We start from the raw sequence: 20647 nt of genomic DNA on the forward strand, positions 1-20647 counted from the left end.
CCCAGGATAAAAATACATCGAATTATTGATTAAAATTATAATCGACTGGTTTTCATCGATCTGTTTCATTCGCCGGTGTTCTTTTGGCAAGTGTATTTGGAATGCAGCGATAATGCAGTGCATGAAGCATATCCCAAAGATCAAATACTGATCAGGTCAAGACAACAAGAATACTCGATCTGAAGCATTCTGAGACGACAAGATGAAAGTTCGGGTCTTCATGCACGGTCAAACCCCGCTGTGTGAGACCTGCAAATGCAAGCCCGCCGTCGCGTGGTGCCGGTTCTCGACATCTCCGCCGAAAGTGGTGCTGGTCTTTTCGTGAAAGGTGGGCTCGTCATGTCTCCGAAGAAGCCGAAAGCTGGATCTCCTGCTCCCTCACGCAAGCGGAAAGCGGTCAAATCGGCGGTCAAGGCCGCCAGCGAAGTGGCTGTCGACATCGTCACGGGACCAATAATCGACATTCCGGATGTATTCGCTGATCCGAACCCCAACGAGAATTTCTTCAACAGAAGTCGCAAGGGATCTGCCGTCGTTCGGCCGCGCGACATGGTGGTCCTGCGTCTGGAATTCAACAACCTTGCTGTTTCACCGGGAAAGTCGCCCCGCCTGACCAAGGCTGGCGCTGGACCAGCGCACCTGATCGTGCATTTCCCGCCGCAGACCATTACGGAACAGACCTTCTTTGAAACGCCCCCTTCCGGGACCAGCAACCCGCCGCCGCCGCGACCCACGCCGCCGAAGCCGGAGCCCGGCGGTGCCGAGGCGCTGACCGGGCCGCCGGTTCGAGCCCGCATTGCCGGGGAGTCAAGGCTGGCTTTCAAGGTTCCGGATGGTTTCGATGTCCCCTATACGTTGGAAGGCGTACTCGAGGCCTGCGAAACGCTTGAGCTTTCGGTCCCGGCCAATGCGCGGCCGCCCGTCGAGATCGACACGCCGTTGCGCTTTACGGACCTGTTTGCGACCAGCGTCGCCAAGCTGAGCGCGCGGCAACGGGCGGCGCTGACGAGTTTCGCCGCACGCAGCCTGCGGATCGCCGCGGTACAAGCCGACAGGAGCACGATCGAACTGCGACAGGCGACAGGCGGTCCCGGCCTCAAGGCACTGAAGGCGCGCAAACTGAGCGATTCAGATCTGGTCGATATCGGCGCGTTAGTGGATCCGGGCTTTATTCCGGTACCTCGCGGTCCGAGACCGGCCGCACCGGGCCCGCGGCAGACGGCGATCGAACTGCCCTGGCGGCTGATCCTCAGCCCGCATATCGATGAGCGCTGGCGACATGCAAAGCAGCCCGGTGATTCTGCAAGCACGGGCCATACCGAGCTGTGGCATTCACGGCTCGTTGCTCCACAGGCCAATGGCGATGTGACTGAACCGCCAAATCCGGATTCGCGGCGCACGGTGCGCGCGGTCTGGGCCTTGACCGGCGAGGGCTCGCCAAAGCCGATGATTTCGAAATTTCCGGTGGCCGGAGACTTGCCGCTGCCAAACACCATTCCCTTCCGCATGCCGATGGATGATTTCGACCGGTTTCAAATTACCCATCTATCGTCGAATTTTTCGGTGTCGAATTACAAGCCGCAGCCCGTTGGCACAAACCTGCTCATGCTGTCGGCGCTTGGCGGATGGCTCGACTCGCGCGGCAATTGGGATCCGCCTGGACTGTCGGTCGAGGAATGGGTCCACCGGGGGACGATGGGCCGCGACCATTATGTCCGCATCGTCTACAAGGGGTTCCTGTACCCGTTCGGTCACCGCGTGGCCCTGGTCAAGGTGAGCGAGCGGAAATTTCATAATGGCAGGGGCACGTCGGAAGCCGTTCCCGGCAACACGGCCTATCTGCGGCAGCGGCTTTTCATCGTTGTGCGTGAGCGCGAACGCCGCTTTGCCGATCCGGATCTGACCAATATTGCCGCAACGATCGCCTTGCACCGGCAGATGCCCTTTTCCAGTGTGCGCATCCTTACGGCAGTTACACCCAGCCTTGATCAGCCAACCAGCGCCCAAAGCCTGATCGGCGGTTTTGGCCAGACGCTGTTCTGGCCCTGCGTCGGCAATGCACCTTTCAAGTTCGAAATGGCTGCCACGGATATTGACGGGCGCACCGTGCAGTTTGAATTGCCAATGATCTTCATGGACAACACGCTTGCCAGCCCGAGGACATTGATAGGCGACAAGCTTATTGCCGATTTCGATCTGGCCGAAGCCAATGCTCAAATCGCCCATGACGCCTGGACCGATCCATCACGCGCCGGCCGGCGCGTGGCGCAATTGAAGCAGCAGCGCATAGCGCTGGCTCCCAGCGTCAAGGCAGGCGATACGTCCGTGGAGGCCGTTTCGGTCAGTTTTGACGGGTTCTCGGAGAAGAAGAACTTCAAGCTGCGCAGTTACAGCGACAATCTGTCGAGGCCGATCTTCTATCCCAAGGTGGAACGCGCCGATATTCGCATTGCTGCACTATCCCAGCTGGCCGGCAGCGGCAAATCCAACAAGGTGGAGTGGAATGCCCATTACCTGCAGCACGGGTTCGCTGCGAACAATCAGGGCCAGGTCTTTGTCAATGTTGTCTCCGAACTTGGCATGGCCCAACTCGATTTCTCCACGCAGGGCGATCGCGCAGGCGGGTTTGTCCAACCCAATCTGACGCCGAGTGCCCTGTCGCGGCTTACGGGGCCGGTTACCGGCAATGTGAGCAATTTCATCGCCGGGAACATGACTGGAGCAGATGCATTTCCCGCAACACTGTCCGATTTGCCCCTGCCGTTGCTGTTCGGTTGCATCCCGCTTGGCGATGTGATCCAGGCGGTGAGCGGCCTTGCCGGAAAGCCCGAGCAGATTCCGAAATTTGCAAGCGAAGCCAGTACGCAGGTGGAAAGCTTCATCAGTGGCCTTGCGCGGCTCTTCGACTTTGTCAGCCGGCTTGCTGAACAGCCGGGTGCGATTGCTGACGCGGCGATCGAAGTTATCAAGAACACGCTGGATGACCTGCTCGATCAGGCCGCAGCTTATGAGGCTGCGCTTGTCGCCAATGTGAAAACACGGATCAACAATCTCAAGACCGCGCTGCTTGCGGTCAAAACCGAGATCGCGCCGCTGCTGACGGTGGCGAGCATCGATACGGCGCCCGCACTGGCCGGACTCGCCGGGGCTCTGACGACTGCGCAGAATGCCGCGAACCAGCTGCGTACCGCCGCCAATGCCCAGGTCGGCGGCGTTTCCCTTCCCGCGGGGTTCCGCCAATCGCTGCTGCAGATCGCCAATCAAATCGAAACGACGCTCGGCGATATCGGGACGATCACGACCCTGATCACGCAGGGAAAGACACTCTTCCAGGCACTGGACGCCATTGTGGGCCAGCCGGACCAACTCGCTGATCTCCTGGGTGATCCGGGCGAGCTCGGCACCCGGTTGGCGGCGGTTCAGAATGCGATGGGCCCCCTGCGCTCCACGGTATCCGGATCGCGGCTGCTGGATGGGGCGCCGAAGCAGGCCGTCATCGGGGCGATGGACGTTGTCCTTCAGGTTCTCGATGCAGCGGCTGACCTGCTGAAGCTCCTAGAAATGCTGACAGGCGACGAGCTGACGATTCGTTTTGACTGGAATCCACCCATCGATAACTGGGCACTGCCCGGCGTGGATCGGGCCAAGGATCCGCTGTTCCGCGCCAATGACAAGCGCGGCTTCCTCGTCGCCGTCGAAGCCAAGGTCAAGAAGAATGGCAGCAGCGCCCCCAAGATGAGCGTTGTATGCAGCCTCAAGCATTTCGACCTTGTCCTGATTGCGCCTGCAAGCTTCATCGAGCTCAATTTCGAAAAGATCGAATTTCGCGTCGACAGCGGCGCGAAGATGGATGTCGATGTCCTGCTCAACGACATCAAGTTTGTCGGACCGCTGAGCTTCGTCGAAACCTTGCGCGACCTCATTCCGCTCGATGGGTTTTCCGATCCGCCCTTCCTGGACATCACACCGCAGGGCATCGATGCCGGCTTTTCGCTGACACTGCCCAGCATTGCGATCGGCCTGTTCAATTTGAGCAATCTGAGCCTTGGAGCGGGGTTCACCGTTCCGTTCATCGGCCAGCCGCTCTCCGTCCGATTCAATTTCTGTACGCGTGAGCAACCTTTCAACCTGACTGTATCGCTGTTCGGAGGAGGCGGCTTCTTCGGCATCACGCTCGATCCGCATGGGATACAGATCCTTGAAGCGTCCTTTGAGTTCGGCGCCAGCATTTCCATAGATCTCGGTGTGGCATCGGGCGGCGTCCACGTCATGGCGGGCATCTACTTTCGCATGGAAAACAGCGCCTGCTCACTGACCGGGTATTTCCGCCTTGGCGGCTATGTCAGCGTGCTTGGCCTGATATCGGCGTCGCTCGAGCTCTATCTGGAGCTGCGTTACGAATTCGAGACGGGCAAATGCGTTGGCAAGGCACAGCTCACGATCGAAGTCGAGATATTCATGTTCTCAACGAGCGTCACGGTGACGTGCGAACGCAAGTTTGCCGGTTCCAATGGCGATCCCACCTTCCGTGATCTGATGGGCGTGGATTCCGCGCTGCCTCTTGACGATGAGCTGGCGCTGATCGGCGTCGATACCGAGTATGCGTGGCGCGAATACGTCGAAGCGTTCGCCTAGGTCAGGACCTTTAGGGAGAGAGAACCATGGCAAAGCAAACCATTCTCTGGACCGTATTGCCGCACGGGCGCATGGAAGAGGGGCCGTTTGCGGGCCGGTTGCGCGTCTCGATCGTCGCCTCACCGCGCCTGACACCGGACACTGTCGCGGAGCAGAAGCTCAAGGCGTTTCCGGAGTGGGTGAATTGGCCAAAGACGCTGACGAATGTCAAATTTGGTCTCAGGATTGGCGCACAGGAGGTGCAGCTCGACCGGATCAGCACGAGCGATTCCACGCTATGGACCAAGCTGTTCTTCAAGGAAACGCCGGTCAGTGGTTTTGTCTTCAAGGATATGAGCAAAGTCAACCTTCGCTCGTTTCCCATGCGAAATGTCCTTGGCACCGTGCGCAAGCATTACAGGGATATCGCCGTTCAAACGACCGCCAATCCCCCGACGCTTCTACCTTGGAGCCTGGCGAATCCAAGTCTCAAGGGCATGCTGGGCGATCTCGGCACCAGAACCCAGACCATCAGCCTCGGTGACCGGCAAATCGAGTTCATGCTGCCGGGGTTCAACCGCTTCTTTGACGACGATAATCGCGAGGGTGTCGAGAAGCGTTTGCGGGACACGGTATTCGGTCCGAAGACACCCTACCGCGCCGAAGCGGTTGCCGCGGAGGACGATGACCAGGGCAATCCGAAACCTGGCGGCAAGTTCCCGGCGCGCGTCCTGCCGCCGGACTGGCACAATCCGGCTGGAGGGGGTGCAGATGCCGGACTGATGGCGCAATTCTCTTCCGCAGCCGAATACGCCTTCTACCAGGCCGATCGTTTCTACCGGCGCGAGCCGCTAACCCAGAAGAAACTGGAGAAACTGCAGGAGCAAGAACAACTGCGGCGGCCCAAACTCACGGATGTCCCGGCTCCCCCGAAGCCACCGGAGTTCGATTTTCACCAGATCGTGGCGTCCTATAGCGATTATCCGCAACTGCTGCGCCGGCTCGGGCTGGTCATTGACTGTGTATTGCCAGCCAACTCACCGATCGATCAAGCCATCATGGCCGCATCACCGGCACGAGGGTTGATGTCACTGGTGCTTCGCTGGGCAGGCGCGCACGATTCCGCCGATGATTCCTGTCCGCGCACGGCATGGCAGGCCGACAAGCAACGGTTTACAACACGGCCGAGGACGGCCGATCACGAACGCGGCGTCTTGCGGCTGCAGCATGCCGACGACGACTGGAATGCCGAAAAGCGCAGCCTGTTCGACATCTATCAGGTCGATGCGGATGGTGCCGCCTTGAAGACCGTCGATTTCGTCCTCTCTGCGCAGAGACTGGTGGGTAAAAGCCTGGCTCTCGGCGCCGATGGCGAGGTAACCTACACCACCGGCGACACGCAGCCGGTCGCGGCGCTGCGATCGGGCGGATTGGGCGTTTCGCGCCACGGGCGGGCACTCGCCATAGCGCAGAGTGCTGCATCGGCGGCGCTGAAGGATGCGGCGGTGAAGTCCGGCGCGGCGGCTTCGAAGAAGGTGGTCCTTTTCACTGAGGACGTACTGCGCGGTTACCGCGTGGATGTGCGGCCGATCAAGGGCGTCGTCGAGCAGGCATGGCATTCGCTCTGCGGACGCAACGGCACTTACCGGCTCATCGAGGAGAACGCCGAAATCGAATTTCCGGATGATGAGGGCTATGTAAAGGGAGCGTCGACGACGAGCTCCGCCAGCGAAGACACAGATCCCGATGATCATTATCTGCATGAGTCCATGTTTCGCTGGGCAGGATGGAGCCTGGTCACGCAACGGCCTGGCAAGACATTGCGCTCGCGTGACGACTCTGCAAGCGGCGTGCAGGGCGAAACGCCTGAGGACGTCACCGATGTGGCCACGAGCGGCGGCAATGGCCTTTCGGTCAACTTCGTAGCGGCCAAGAACAGTCTGCCGCGCTTGCGGTTCGGAACGTCCTATCGTTTTCGTGCGCGTATCGTCGACCTTGCCGGGAACAGTCTGGGCATTGCCGACAGATCGCTCGATACTGACGTTCAGGTGAGCGAGCCGGTCGGCTACTGGCGGTTCGAGCCGGTTGACCCGCCAGTGCTCGTGCACCGCAACCGGACCAGCGAGGGCGAGTCACTCGAGCGCATGGTCATTCGCAGCAACTGGAATGTGGACCCACAGGCCTATCTTGGCACGCCAGCTTTCACCGCTGCGGTGCAATTACCGGCGTCGGACGACTTCGAGTATGAGGCCGTTAACGAGCGACATGTCGTGCCGCCGAAATCATCGCAATTGCAGTGCGAGCAGCATGGGCTGTTCGACAGCTTCTTCGCGGACCCAAATGCGATCAAGCAGGCCTATGCCATCGCTGCACGCGAGGCGGGTACCCTTAATGACGCCAATCCGACGGCAGTCGTCGAATTGATTACGCCGACGTCTGTCGCGGGCATCGCCACGCGTCAGTCGCTGCCGCTGCGCCTGCCGTCACCGGACAACCCGACAGGCGACCGGCTTGCCGCCGGGCAGTACGTGATTCATCGCGAAGCGCAGGTTACCACTCCCTATCTGCCCGATGGTGCTTCCGGGGGCTTTGCCCTGCGGGCGATGCCCGGCCATTCCATTCCCGGCGTTACGGTTCCACTGGTGCTGGGCCCCAGTGCGGCGATCGTTCGCGCTCCGGACCAGGAGCTTGTGCTCGTGGTGGCCCATGCCAAGGACTGGCCTGATTCGACGGGTTTCAGAATTGCCCTGCAGGAGCGAAAAGCTGCACTCAAGGACCCGCCCTGCGATGAAACTTTCGCCGATGACGGAACGCCGGCGTGGGATGAGGACGAGCGGGTCCTGACGCTGTTCGTCGCCAAGGGGCGCATCGCCCGGCTGCGCTATTCCAGCATCGTCCACAAGGCACTCATCGATACGTTCGGCCTCCCGACCTGGATAGATACGGATGGCGAACGGGCCTTCTTTCGCGATATGGCCCAGCTCGGCTGCGCATGGATGATGACGCCCTACCGGGACCTGACGCTGGTTCATGCCACGCAGCAGCCGGTCTGCCTGCCGGAACTTATCAAGCTGGGCATCAGCCGCTCCACGGGGGATCAGCATGCCAATCTGCGTGCAACGGTCCGTCTGCATGGCCCAAGCAGCGGCAAATTCGAAGTCGAGGCCAGTTGGAAGGAATGGGTTGACGATCTGGAGAAGCCAGGCCCTGAACTCATCACGTCGCAAGGCGCACTTGGTGAAGTCCTTCTGGCCGAAAACCATGGCAACACGTTTGACCTCGCCAGCGCCATCAATGCCCAGGAGCATGATCCGAACCGCCCGCGCGCACGCGGCGACCGCCATGAATTCGGCGACACCAAATTCCGGCTGATCGAATACACGCTGCGCGCAACCACGCGGTTTCGCGAATATCTCCCGCCGTCGCTTTATGCGCAGCGGGACGAAGTGACCCGCATCGGACCGGTCGCCGAAGGCCCGAAAATGGCGATTGGTGCCGATGACGATCCCGGCGCTCCGTGCCTGGTAACGTCCGGCACGGCGTTGAACACGATCGTCCCATCGAGCGCTCATCCGGACGAGCCACGAATTCTCTATGTTGTTCCAACCTTTCGCTGGGAAGACAAGTCGAGCAAGCAGTTTCTCGACACAACCCGCTACGGCAACGGCCTGAGGGTATGGCTGGAACGGCCCTGGTTCTCGTCCGGCAATGGTGAACTGCTTGGTGTCGTCATTCTGCAGAACAATGGCCGGTTCACGGATATTCCGACCCATCTGGTTCCGCTCGTCACCCAATGGGGCCTTGACCCGTTATGGGATACTGTCTTGCCCAAGAACACCACGCGCGTAACGGACTTTCCGGCTCGCGTGGCCGATGAGGTCGTATCGCTGCGCGAGTTTGAGGACCCGTTCAACCCGAACGTCAACACCAAGGTGCATGTGATCGGTCACCGCGTCCATTGGGATCCGCAACGTTCGCTCTGGTATTGCGATATCGAGCTCGATCCGGGACGCAGCTACATGCCATTTGTCAGGCTGGCGCTGGTGCGATACCAGCCCAATGCGCTGGCATCGGCCAAGATCTCGAAAGTGGTTCTTGCAGACTTCTCGCAGGTTCTGCCGCGAAGGCGCGCATATTTCGAACAGGAAGGTGCCGTACTATCGGTCAAGCTGCGCGGCTCGGTGCCAAGCCACGGCCCGATGAAATTCCCGATCGACTCAGAATATCTCGGCATTTCCTTCATACCTTTCCCCGGGCAGCCAACGGAAACCGGCCGAAACAAGGTGGAGCTCGTATTGCAGTCACGCGACCCGGACATTGATTCAGACCTGGCCTGGTCGGATGTGAAAGTGCTGGCGTCCACCCTTGTCGCCCCAGTCGGTACACCGCCGTTTTTTGCTGATGCAAGTCTTTTTGACCTGACCGCCCGCAGGGTCGAGACAACGGCAACGGTCACGAGCCGGCTGGGGCGGAAAATTGCGCTTGAGGCAATCAATCTGACCGATATTGAGGGCCTCGGCGGTGATCTGCTTCCGCTTGATCTAATCGATCCCGCGATCTGGGACACGCACGTTACTCTTCCCGAGCCCGGAACGATCAAAAAACCGGCGCGCGTCGCAATTCGCGAATATGAGCGATATTACACGGACCGCACCGTTCCCGAGCGACGCGGCAACCAGGTGTTGCGCCGGCGCGTCGTCGAGGAGCGGCTTGTCTACACCGCGTTCTTCGATCTCAGCTGATCGTCTGCCCGGCGATGCCGAGCCGCCGTTTGAACTCGGAGATCACCGTTGCCTGCGGGATCGGGCCGATCGCCTTTGATTTCTGCTCCTTGAGCGCACAATTGGCGGCATGGAAGCCAAGCGAGCGATAGGCCTCCATCTGTTCTTCGGAGAAGAACTGATCGCCGGTCGATTCATGCGGGAAAAGCGGATAGCGGCGTTCGTAATCCAGGACATAGTCAGGTTCATCCCCGGTAACCGACGCCTTGACGTAGACGAGAATACCTTCGGTGCCGGCCTGGTCATAGATGATCTTTCCGACAGCAAAATGCTGGCAGTGCGCCTCGTCGTCGGGTGGAATGCGTTTTGCCCTGTCGGCGGAACGCTTCAGCATGGCGTTGCGCATCGCTTCCCAGTCAATGGCGATCCTGATGCCGAGATCGATCCGCGCGAAGCGCTGCACATCGACCAGCGCGCCGAAGTTCATGGCTGGGTCTGCTTCGGCATCGATCACCATGATCATCTGGCATTTGCGTTTGAGCAATTGGTAGAGCCCACTGTTGTCGATGTGGCCGCCGTCGCTGACGAATATGCGCGAACTGTCCGAGCGAAGGATGCCGAATGCTTCAGCGGCAAGGTAAAAGCGGAAAAAGTCGTACCAGCTTGCCTTGACCCGCGCCGCAGGCTGCGCCGCATCCTGTGGTGCCGGGCCCTGGGCATCGTCCACATAGCGGGGGTTACGCAACCAATAGCCGAGCCGCAGATTGAGAAGCGCGAGCGTGGGGCTGAGAATTCGCGCGCCGACACGCCCCATGCTGGACGATACGGCTGCTCCGGAAATTGCCGCCGCTGTCGCCAGGTCCAGCTGCGGCTCATTCGCGGTCATGGCCTCGGTCGAGGCATAGCCGGTGGCGTCGCTGCCGACAAAGCCTTTGGAGAACAGGAAGAACTCTGCGTTGCGACCGCGTTTTGCCGGGTCGGTACTTGGCAGTGTGTTTGCCCCGGTCCCGCCGTCGCTATCGGTGGCGGGTTCGGGGCTGGTGGAGCCCCGGCGCTTTCTTGGGGTCGACCTGCGGACGTTAAGCGTGCCGTTGACCAGAAGATAAGGTGACTTCGTTCCCAGTTCGCCCAGTGGCAGGGACGCTATTCCCAATCTGCCCTTACCGAGCCTGAAAGCGATGTTCAGCCGATCGCGGTAGAGGCGATGCAGTGCGTTGGCATTTTCGGCGAAGTTCATCGCCAGAAAGGTGATGAAGGCGGAAATGGCAAGGTAGTTGTAGAGCATGAACCAGGATGTGCCAGGCGCCCTTGTCGCGATGGCAGTCGCGGTCAAAGCTGAGACAAACATCAGCGTGAGAACGATTGCGGCCAGGCTACGCCAGCCGTGCTCAAACAGCGTCGCCCTCATGCTGGAGAAAATCTCCCGCCCGGTCGGGCGTGTCAGCAACAGCACCAGCCAGATTGCGAACGAAATGAGAAGTGCCAATCCGACGTAGCGGGCAAGGCCAATGCCGGGGTCGGCAAGCGCGGACGGGGCAAGCGGATATGTGCCCGCGGCCGTTGCAATGCCCCAGACACACAGGGTCAGGAACAGCAGGTAGATCAGTGCCGGCAGCGCCAGGGCTGCCGCATAGAGCGCCAGCTTCGCACTCCATGCCTGTATCCGCGCGCCGATCGTCGGGTTGCTGAGTGCCTTCTGAATCAGACTGACCAATCTTTCGTGGAAGAGCGCCGTGCTTGCTATGATCGTCATGAGCACTCCGCCAAACGAGACGATGCTCGTTCCGCTGGGACCGGCCTGCGTGTACCAGTCAATGATGCGGGCGAGGACGCGGGACTGGACCTCTATGATCACCACCAGAAGAAACAGAACGAGGAGTAGCGCCGCAGCGCGAGTCCAGCGACTCCTTGGCTCGGAAATACGCTGCGGCCTCTGGATGCTGTGCCGTTCCAGATAGGATCGACGCAGACCCCAGACGATGAGAAACAGCACGAGCAGGACGCCTGTCGCTTTTGTCAGCAGAAACGGATCGCGCAGATAGTCGTAGCCGGAGGTCAGGGGCTCAGCCTTCCACCCGGCCGGGGGTTCGAAATAGCGGGCCAGGTCATAAAGGATGTTGTGCCGGAGGTGAAAACCTGACGGGTTGGCCAGGATCGTCAAGGTGGCCAGCGGAAAGAGCACGGAGAGCACGAGCAACAGATTCACAGCAAGTCCTCTCAAGACGACCGCCACCGTCAGAAGCAGGTCGGAGAGCCCTTTCGGTGCGAGGTAGCGGCTGTGATCGCGAATGTGGCTGACCGGTTCGTTGTCACGGACGTCGCCGTTCTCCTGTTCGGCCACCGCAAACGGAAACTCGCCATTGCTGCGGGTCAGTGCGGATACCATGCTTGCGCCAATGTAGCCACCGCCTGAAACGGTCGAAAGATAATCAATGCGCGGGATCAGCTTGTACCGGTCGAGCGCCTGCAATGCGCCAAGACAGAAGCAGGCCGATCGCACGCCGCCGCCGGAAAGGGCCACGCCGAATATTTCGCGCGGGATCGACCTGGATTCACCAAAAGAGGGAATTACCGAGATGCCCAGTGCCTGACGGCGTTCCGTGATCGCCTGATATTCACCGAGGAGCACCTGATCAAAACCTACGCTCTTCCTTTCCGCGTCCGGGTTTGTCGCGCTCATCTTTTCCTCCGCCCAGGCTTCAGAGTAGACAATAGCAATATTTAGGCAAAACCCACTCTAATGATAATGGGCTAATTCATTTCGGCTGATGGTTTAAACGATTCCTGACCTGTAGTTTTTGAATCTCTCAACCGGATATACATAAGAATATTGAATAAAATTGTAAATGTTCCGACAGAATTGACGTGCGCGTAAGTATGTCCCGCTCGTGGCTAGGCACGTCAGGCATCGGTTTGACGATAGCAAAGAGGAGAAACGCAATGTCCCTCAAGACCAAGACGACAACGGTGAAGACGGGACCTCTGGGCCTGCCCATCGAATTGCTGGCAACCCTTGAGAGCAAGGTCCAGGCAGTCAAGACGACGCCGGGCCACGGCATGGCAGGCAGGCATGCGACGCGGCAGTTGCTCGATGCGCTGTCGGGCCACAGGGATCCCGGCATGTTCGGGCGGATGTTTCCAAAACTGCCGGCGCTTTCGGTCAGCGACGACAAGCTTCAGGCGCTTGCCGATGCGATGGTGGACAATGACCCCAACATCACGGCGGGGAACAATCCGAACATCCCTGCGGGGTTCACCTATCTGGGGCAATTTGTCGATCATGACATAACGCTCGATCTGACATCGCTTGGCGAGAAGGAAAAGGACCCGCTTGGAATCGAGAATTTCAGGACGCCCAGTCTCGACCTCGATGCCATATATGGCCTTGGACCGGATGGGAGCCCGCATCTCTATGCACGCAACCCGGGCGAGGGCTCCGGCCGGAAACATGGGCCGAAGTTCCTCATTGGCAAGAATTTCAATTCGGGAGAGGGCGAATTCCGTAATGATTTGCCCCGCAGCCCGGAAGGCTTTGCCCTTATCGCGGATCATCGGAACGACGAAAATCTGCTTGTCGCGCAAACCCATGTCGCCATGCTGAAATTTCACAACAAGGTGTGCGACAGAATCAGTTCACAGCCCAATCCGCCGGCGGACATCTTCGCTGAAGCACGCAAGGTCGTGACGTGGCATTATCAGTGGATGGTGCTGCATGATTGGGTGGAACGGCTGACCGAGCCGGGAATCGTCGCCAAAATCCTGCATGATGGCCGGAAATTCTACCGCTTCAAGCGGGTGCCATATATGCCGGTCGAATTTTCGGCGGCGGCCTACCGTCTCGGACACAGCATGGTCCGCCAAAGATATGCGCATAACCGCGTCTTCACCGGGGCGGATTTCTTGCTTTTCTTCGAATTCACGGGTCTATCCGGGGGACTGGTCGGCGATCTTGCACCGACACCGCCGACCACGCCGCCGAACACAGCCTTCCCCACGCTGCCCAGCAACTGGATCATCGATTGGCGGCGCTTCCATGAACTTGGAGACATGGGCGGCGCACATGTGGACCTCAACGCATCACGGCGTATCGATCCATTCCTTGCATCCTCCTTGCATAACCTTCCTGGCGGCGGTGGCAATCTGGCATTCCGCAACCTGAAGCGCGGGGTCAACCTTGGTCTGCCTTCGGGTCAGTCGGTGGCAACCCACATGAAGATCAAGAATCCGCTGACCCCGAATGAAATTGCGTCGGGCCCGGATGGAGCCGTCGCGAAAGCCAAGGGTCTGCACACCTCGACGCCACTTTGGTACTACATCCTGAAGGAAGCCAAGGTGCGTCACAACGGTGAGCGGCTCGGTCCGGTCGGTTCGACCATCATATCGGAAGTGTTCGTCGGACTCGTTCATGGTGATCAGAATTCATACCTTTGGCGGCACTCCAACTGGAAGCCGACACTTCCTTCGAAGCAGGCCGGAAACTTTACCATGGCTGACCTTCTCGGCTTCGTCGACGACGTCAATCCCATTGGCGATTGACCGGCGAAAGGACATGTGGACAGCGGCGGCCGCATCCCGCCGCTACACCCGCCTCTGCTCGTGTCGGTTGCAAAAATCACGGCTGATGCTTATCCTGACACTATCGAATTGCCGCATGTTGTTGCTGTTAAACGGAAATTTTGCCGCACTACAAAGCTCAGGCGGTCCGGGATGAGACACGACTTGAATGCCGTCGACAATGAACTGGTCGATCTGATCTATTCGTCATTGCTAGAGGAATCGAGTTGGCAAGAGTTCCTCGACAGGCTGGCCATGACCATGCCCGAAGGTCGATCCACGCTGTTCTTTCACGATCGTGCTTCAGGGTCAGGTGCTTTTTCGCTGCAATCGGGTCTCACCGAAAGCCAGGTCAGCGACTATTCCAATTATTATTCACGCCTCAATCCCTGGATGCCGAAGGCATTGAAACGGGAGGTCGGCGTCGGTGTCACGGCAACTCAGATGCTTTCGCATGGCGAGCTCGACAAGACCGAGTTCTACAATGACTTCCTGTTGCCGATGGGTACTAAGTCAGCTGTGGGAGTTACGATCCTGCAAGACCAGGACCGATCGTTTTTCCTCAGCGTGCTGACGTCGAGGCAAGATCACGACCAGAATTTGCCTTCGGCTCAACTTCTCACAAGACTTGCTCCGCATCTGGCGCGGGTCTTCCAGCATTATCAGGCCGCTTCCATCCACAGATCGGTTGCCCAGGCCGGAACAAGGCTTCTGGACCTGTTCGACGTGGGCGTGGTCGTGGTCGGGGCAGGCGGAACGATCAAGACAATATCCCCGCGCGCCCAGTCCATGCTTGATGAAGGGACCGACATTCGACTGTCGTTCAGCGGCAAGCTCCAGATCAATTCGTCCGTGGCGAACCGCATGCTGTACAGGGTGCTCGGCAGCAACAGCCAGGCACCAAAGTTCCAGACTTTTTTGCTCGATAACACCAGAATGACGATCATCGGCGTGCAGAAGGACCAACTGTCATCGCTCTTCGAAGGGCCAACGGCAGTGCTCCTTCTCGAGCCGCGCAGCAACCGCTACTCCCCGGCTGACCTGCGCGATTTTGCCAATCGATACATGCTGACGGCCGCAGAGACGCGCGCGCTGCGCGGCCTGTTTTCGGGCAAATCCGTTGACGTGATCGCTGCCGACGCCGGGCTTTCCAGGGAAACGATCAGATCGCAGGTGAAGAGCCTTTATGCAAAGGCCAATGTGCGCAGCCATGTCGAGCTGTTGCGGCTTGTGACGTTCCTGTCGTCGAATTAGGTCCCAACTGCCCCGCGCAAATGTCCCGCCGGCTTAACCCTGAGGGGTGAAGCGGACCGAAATAAAATAGGCAAGAGTGCTTAGCGCCAATCAGCGATGTTGATGAATACTCGTCTGCATGGAGCCGATCGGGGAACAGTATGAACGGCGATCTTCGGGATTTTTCCTTAATGGCTCGATGATCGGCGATGAGGGGGAACGATGCTGTCCCGGACAACTGTGGACCATCACAGTCAAGGTATTGCGGCCTTTACAGAGGGGGACCGCGCCACGCCCGTCAGTGCCGGCGGGCGTGGCCGCGAGCCGACCTCGGTGCACACGCCCGTTCTTGCAATCGTCGATGGCAGGGTGCTGGCCCGCGAATGTCTGGCGCGGACGCTGCAAATGAGCGGGCTTGGGCTTGGCATTGTCACCTTTGACGATATCGATGCCGTTCACGGCTTCGATTCCTTGCCGCTGGCGGTCATTCTGATCCATGCGGGCGGTGACAACATCGTGCATGGCCCGGTCGGACGCAGCATTCGCAAACTGGTATCGTCGTTTCGTGGCGTGCCGGTTGTCATCCAGTCCGACAATGACGACCTGCAGCAGGTGGCGACAGCCCTTCACTACGGAATCCGCGGTTATATTTCGTCAAATGTCGGCGTTGACGTTTGCATCGAGGCCATATCGCTGGCCGTTGCCGGCGGCGTTTTCATTGCCGCCGAAAACACCAGCGATCTTCAGGGCATGCTGGCGAAGAAGCGAATGAACACGAGCGACGTCGGTCTTTTCACCCCACGCGAGCGCGATATCATTCGCCTGTTGCGTCAGGGAAAGGCCAATAAATCGATCGCCTTCGAGCTTCAGCTGGCCGCCAACACGGTCAAGGTGCATATCCACAACATCATGAAGAAGCTGAAGGCGACGAACCGGACCGAAGCCATTTTCAAGATCGCCACCGATTACTGAATCACACAATTCGCGCGGGATATTTGCCGTTTCATGCTGGTCATCCCCGCTGGATGGTCTATGACGGGCGATTACTCACATCCTTTTCGAAAAGGCTTATTGGCATGGCGATCAAGTTCGCACTGAAAGACCCGAAGGCTGGCGCGGTTGACGAGAAGCCTGCGAAGGCCGACGCCCAAACTGCCAGCGCCGACCCGGCAACCGCGAGCGGCGAAGACCTGTTTGACGCCAAGCCCGCCGCAGCAAAACGCAAACGCAAAAAGTAGGCACTGCATCAGCCTGCATCGGCCGATTGACCGGTACGCAGCCGGGCGACTTCGGCCTCCAGCGCCTTGATGCGCTCGTCGCGCACGGCAATGATGGCCTCGACCTCGGCGGCATCGAAGCGCAGTGGGATGTGCTGCGGACAATTCATGTCCCACGCGGCTACCTTGAACAGGATGACCTGTTCCCCGCGGGCGCGATAATTGCCGGGCATCAGCCTCGCCATCAATTCCGGATCCCCTTCGACCACCCGCGCTTCGCCCCAGAGTTTGACCCGCTGACGCGTGCGATAATCAATAAGAAACAGATAGGCCTTCGGATTATCGGCGAGATTGCCTTGCGTGATATACTGGCGATTGCCGGCAAAATCCGCAAAGGCGATCGTTTGATCGTCGAGCACATGCAGGAAACCGGCGGGTCCGCCACGGTGCTGGATATAGGGCTGGCCATCACTGTTGGCCGTGGCAAAGAACACGCTGATCTGGCTTTCGATGAACTGCGCAAGGTCTGGGGTGATACCGGTCCGCCAGCCGCCGCGCTGCTCCATGCTGGCATAACCATCCCGAGAGCCCTTGCGCGCCTGTATCGATTTGACGGTCGGCGTGAATGCAATATCGCTTGAAAATGCGGAAACAGACGACATGGCCAGATCCCTTGAGTGGTCGGACGCGGGCCGCCATTGGCTCGCTCGCCTAATCTAGTATCTTTCACTGAATCGCTGTAGAAGGGGATATCGGGATTGTTCCTCCTGAAAAATGGAAGGTTGTATGGATCGCCTGGACGCAATGAAAGTGCTGCTTGCTGCCGTCGAAACGCGAAGCCTCTCGGCAGCCGCCCGCCGTCTCGGCATGCCGCTGGCCACGGTAAGCCGCAAGGTTGCCGATCTCGAAGCCCATTTGCGCACGCGCCTGCTGATCCGTTCGAGCCGCCAGCTCGTGCTGACGGATGCGGGACGCGCTTTTGTCGATGCGAGCCGGGTCATCCTGGAGAAGCTGGATGAGGCCGAACGTGCCGCCGCAGGCGAGTACAGCGCACCGAGGGGCGAACTGACCGTAACGGCGCCGGTCGTTTTCGGCCGCCTGCATGTGCTGCCGGTGGTGGTCGAATTCCTCAAGGCCTATCCCGAGATCAACCTGCGTCTCAGTCTCAGCGACCGCCAGGTCAATCTGGTGGAGGACCACATTGATGTTGCCATCCGCATCGGCAATCTGCCCGACAGCAACATGATCGCGACGAAGGTGGGCTCGATCCGCCGGGCGGCCTATGCCAGCCCGGCCTATCTCGCTCGGCATGGTACGCCGCAAAAGCCCGAGGATCTCGCCGGGCACGACTGCATCACCTTTGAAGGGTTCGCGTCGCCTGCGGTATGGACTTTCATGCGCAGCAGGAAGGAGATCGCCGTCCCGGTGCGCTCCCGGCTGAGCGTGACGACGGCGGAAGCTGCGGTGGATGCGGCGGTTGCAGAACTGGGTGTTACCCGCATCCTGTCCTATCAGGCTGCCCGGGCCATCGCGGCAGGCGATTTGCAGGTCGTGCTTGAAGCCTTCGAGCCGCTGCAATGGCCGGTCAGCGTGATACACATTGCGCAGGGCCCCACGCCATTGAAGCTGAGGGCATTTCTGGATTTTGCCGTGCCGAAACTGCGCGAGCGTATGGGGTAAGCGGGTTTCCGCCTGTCGTGCTAGCTTTTCTGAAAAGCGAGGTGGGCGCCGAGGGCAACAAGCAGGGTGCCGCCGGCGCGCTGCATCAGGCGCTGGGCGCGACTGGAACGCCGCAAGCGGGTGAGCACGGCACCGGCCAGAATGACGCAGACGATATCGGCCGAAGAAAACATCAGGTTGACGATCGTTCCAAGGATGACGAACTGGACCCAGACGGGAAAGGCCGCATGCGCATCGATGAATTGCGGCAGAAACGCCATGAAGAAAATCGCCGTCTTCGGATTGAGCACCTCGACGCTGATGCTTTCGACAAAGGCGCGCCGTCCGGATTTGGGCGAGGTTCCCGGCAGGGTGACATCGCCTTGCGATCTGGCGCGGAACAGCGAGATGCCGAGCCACACCAGATAGGCCGCGCCGGCAAACTTGACCGCCATATAGAGCAAGGGCACCGCATGGAAGAGCACCGACAGTCCCGCTGCGGCAGCGAAGACATGCACATAGCAGCCAAGATGAATGCCGAGCGAGGCCATGAGCCCGGCGCCTCGTCCGCGCGCCATGGTTTGCGCGGCCGCATAAAGCATGGCCGGGCCGGGGATATAGGCAAAGATCGCCGTGGTGGCCAGAAAAGCGATGAACAATTCTGTCGAGGGCATGCCGGCTCCTGTCCCGCAATGGCTGATGATCTGAGCTGACCTTAGACTACGCATTCATGGCGGGCGCAAGAGGATCTGCTTGTTCGGAAGCAGATGGTTCACCCCCGCTTCGCCCCCCATAAAAGGGGAGGTGGGGTGCCAAGCGTTTCCATCTCTTCACCCTCCCCTTGATGAGGTCCGTAGGACGGGCAAGACCCGTGGCTTGCCCCGGCAAATCGGACCAAAGGTCCGGAGTGGGGTGAAATGCCGTTTCAGTCAAAACTTGAATTGCTCCAGTCAACACGTCCGACACCAGACCTGTTTTCGGTCTGGCCAGACCGTGGCCGAATTGCGCGGCGGCAGGCAGGTCGCTGGCTGCAGCGCATGCGTGGCGACGCCAAAGGCGGCATACGGAACAGCCTGTTGCCGATCATTGTGACCGGCAACAGGCCATCGTCAGTGTGCGTCAGAGAATGAAATCAGGCGCCGCCACATCCTGGTCAGACAGATTTATCACCATCTGACCGCCACCGGCCTGCACAGCGACAACTTGCACAGTGTCGCCGCTGTCTACAGCCGTGTAACCGATCTGACCTGCGTGTACGTCGTCTCTACTGCGGACAAGCCCGACGAGCTGGAAAGCCTGGTCACCGGGCTGATTAAGGTTTGCGTCGATCCGTGAGACATCGATGATGTCGTGGTCACCAGTTGTCACCCCGAAGTCCAAAATCGAATCAATCGTTGCCGCATTACCACCCACTGAATCGCTCATTGCCAAGAAAACAAACGTGTCATTACCGCCGCCACCTATTAGACCGTCTCTGTCGCGGCCTCCTATGAGCGTGTCATTGCCGTTGCCACCAGTAAGAGTGTCCTCGCCATTGAGGCCAACAAGTATGTTGTTGCCGGCATTGCCGGTGATCCTGTCATCGTCGTTCGTGCCGACCACATTTTCGAAGCCGCCGGTGATGAGATCGACCCCGGCATCGGTCGAACCCGCATTGAACTGGCCGACATTGACGCCGCCATTGGCATTGAGCGTAAGCGTGATGCCCGGGCCGCTGCGCACCGAGATCGCACTCTCATAACTCAACGTATCGTTGCCGGCACCGCCGTTCAGCTCATCGAGGCCGCGGCCGCCGACAATATAGTCATTGCCGGCGCCGCCATCGACGATATCGGCTCCGTTGCCGCCGAAAATCTGGTCTTTGCCATTGCCGCCATTGATACCGGCGGCGAGGCCCCCTGTTATGGTGATGCGGTCATTGCCGTCGCCTGCGTCAACGACAGACAGGAGAACCGGGGTGAACGTGATATCGTCATTGCCTGCGGTTCCTTGAACAAGCAGGGGCGGGTTGGGCACCGTCAGGGGCGTCCAGCCTCCATTGTAAACATCCAGAATTGTGAAGATTGATTGTGGAAGTGATGAGGGCATGATCATGCCTCCCCCTCGAACGGGCTGCACGAACCGGTATCCTCCCCAGGGCCAGCCATCCTGCAGCCAACCGCGCATTTATACGCCCGATGGGCGAGGCGGGCAACAATTCGATGTAGTTCCGGGGTGTATTTAGCTGTTGTATGGGGGCGTTGGTGGTGCGTTTGATCGCTGCAGCGCATTGCCTGACCGGAACTCCCACCTTGAACCGGAACTTTTCATGCATGATTATGGGCCAATCGGATGGACCAAGAAGGTCTGACCGATCAGGACGAATCTTACCAGCCGACGCAAGAATGGTCCAAAAAAAGCACCGGATACTGATCCTGCGCTGGTCTTTATGCTATGGGTTCAAAGGCCGAAACTGGGGCATGACCCTAAAAAGGTTTCAACAACCCGCAGGCCGCCTCCGTCGCCCGCCTGCTTTTGGACTGGCCAGACCGTGGACCGAAGTGCGTGGCGGCAGGAAGGTTCCGCGCCGCAGCGCATGTGGCGAACGCGGCCTGCGGTGAAGCGTCGCTTGATGGACCGCCTCGGTGACGACACCAAGGCCGCCGTCTC

The 20647-nt window shown here is 59.4% G+C and carries 12 protein-coding genes; 8 read left to right on the plus strand and 4 right to left on the minus strand.

The genetic code is table 11. The features are described 5' to 3' along the window. The first annotated feature begins 255 nt into the window (after nucleotides 1-255). On the plus strand, nucleotides 256-4635 hold the full coding sequence (locus tag K9U38_RS11145; protein ID WP_224494408.1) for a hypothetical protein: 4380 nt from the start codon (nucleotides 256-258) through the stop codon (nucleotides 4633-4635). 26 nt (nucleotides 4636-4661) lie between these two features. Continuing rightward, nucleotides 4662-9356: a hypothetical protein gene (locus tag K9U38_RS11150; protein WP_224494409.1), complete on the plus strand. Its 4695-nt coding sequence runs from the start codon at nucleotides 4662-4664 to the stop codon at nucleotides 9354-9356. Here the strand turns inward: K9U38_RS11150 and K9U38_RS11155 are convergent. Continuing rightward, nucleotides 9349-12015 carry a patatin-like phospholipase family protein gene (locus tag K9U38_RS11155; RefSeq protein ID WP_224494410.1) on the minus strand — a complete coding sequence of 889 codons (2667 nt, stop codon included), beginning with the start codon at nucleotides 12013-12015 and terminating at the stop codon, nucleotides 9349-9351. The two genes, K9U38_RS11150 and K9U38_RS11155, sit on opposite strands and share 8 nt — an antisense overlap. A 260-nt stretch (nucleotides 12016-12275) precedes the next feature. Between K9U38_RS11155 and K9U38_RS11160 the strand changes: the two genes are divergently transcribed. The 4 genes from K9U38_RS11160 (at nucleotide 12276) to K9U38_RS11175 (ending at nucleotide 16360) form a co-directional block, all read left to right on the plus strand. Beyond that, entirely contained in the window at nucleotides 12276-13871 is a 1596-nt protein-coding gene (locus tag K9U38_RS11160) for a peroxidase family protein (protein WP_224494411.1), read from the plus strand. Nucleotides 13872-14042: 171 nt separating this feature from the next. After that, complete coding sequence (locus K9U38_RS11165) at nucleotides 14043-15143, plus strand: helix-turn-helix transcriptional regulator (RefSeq protein WP_224494412.1); 1101 nt, start codon at nucleotides 14043-14045, stop codon at nucleotides 15141-15143. 201 nt (nucleotides 15144-15344) lie between these two features. Next, complete coding sequence (locus K9U38_RS11170) at nucleotides 15345-16094, plus strand: response regulator transcription factor (RefSeq protein ID WP_224494413.1); 750 nt, start codon at nucleotides 15345-15347, stop codon at nucleotides 16092-16094. A 104-nt stretch (nucleotides 16095-16198) separates the two neighbouring features. Continuing rightward, the gene (locus K9U38_RS11175; protein ID WP_224494414.1) at nucleotides 16199-16360 is read left to right on the plus strand and encodes a hypothetical protein; all 162 of its coding nucleotides are present in this window, start codon (nucleotides 16199-16201) and stop codon (nucleotides 16358-16360) included. Nucleotides 16361-16368: 8 nt separating this feature from the next. On the opposite strand, the gene K9U38_RS11180 is transcribed toward K9U38_RS11175, so the two are convergent. Further along, nucleotides 16369-17001, minus strand: a complete 633-nt coding sequence (locus tag K9U38_RS11180) for a pyridoxamine 5'-phosphate oxidase family protein (RefSeq protein ID WP_224494415.1) — start codon at nucleotides 16999-17001, stop codon at nucleotides 16369-16371. A gap of 124 nt (nucleotides 17002-17125) precedes the next feature. Between K9U38_RS11180 and K9U38_RS11185 the strand changes: the two genes are divergently transcribed. After that, a complete protein-coding gene (locus tag K9U38_RS11185) occupies nucleotides 17126-18019 on the plus strand; it encodes a LysR family transcriptional regulator (RefSeq protein WP_224494416.1) in 894 nt (297 codons plus the stop codon). Nucleotides 18020-18039: 20 nt separating this feature from the next. Here the strand turns inward: K9U38_RS11185 and K9U38_RS11190 are convergent, their stop codons facing one another. Beyond that, on the minus strand, nucleotides 18040-18672 hold the full coding sequence (locus tag K9U38_RS11190) for a LysE family translocator (protein WP_224494417.1): 633 nt from the start codon (nucleotides 18670-18672) through the stop codon (nucleotides 18040-18042). A 243-nt stretch (nucleotides 18673-18915) separates the two neighbouring features. Here K9U38_RS11190 and K9U38_RS11195 point away from each other — a divergent pair, with 243 nt between their 5' ends. Beyond that, entirely contained in the window at nucleotides 18916-19128 is a 213-nt protein-coding gene (locus tag K9U38_RS11195) for a hypothetical protein (protein ID WP_224494418.1), read from the plus strand. Here the strand turns inward: K9U38_RS11195 and K9U38_RS11200 are convergent. Further along, the gene (locus tag K9U38_RS11200; RefSeq protein ID WP_224494419.1) at nucleotides 19118-20086 is read right to left on the minus strand and encodes a calcium-binding protein; all 969 of its coding nucleotides are present in this window, start codon (nucleotides 20084-20086) and stop codon (nucleotides 19118-19120) included. The genes K9U38_RS11195 and K9U38_RS11200 overlap by 11 nt on opposite strands. Between the last annotated feature and the right edge of the window lie 561 nt (nucleotides 20087-20647).

This window comes from Phyllobacterium lublinensis, from assembly GCF_020164435.1.
In the GTDB taxonomy this organism is placed as follows: domain Bacteria; phylum Pseudomonadota; class Alphaproteobacteria; order Rhizobiales; family Rhizobiaceae; genus Phyllobacterium; species Phyllobacterium lublinensis.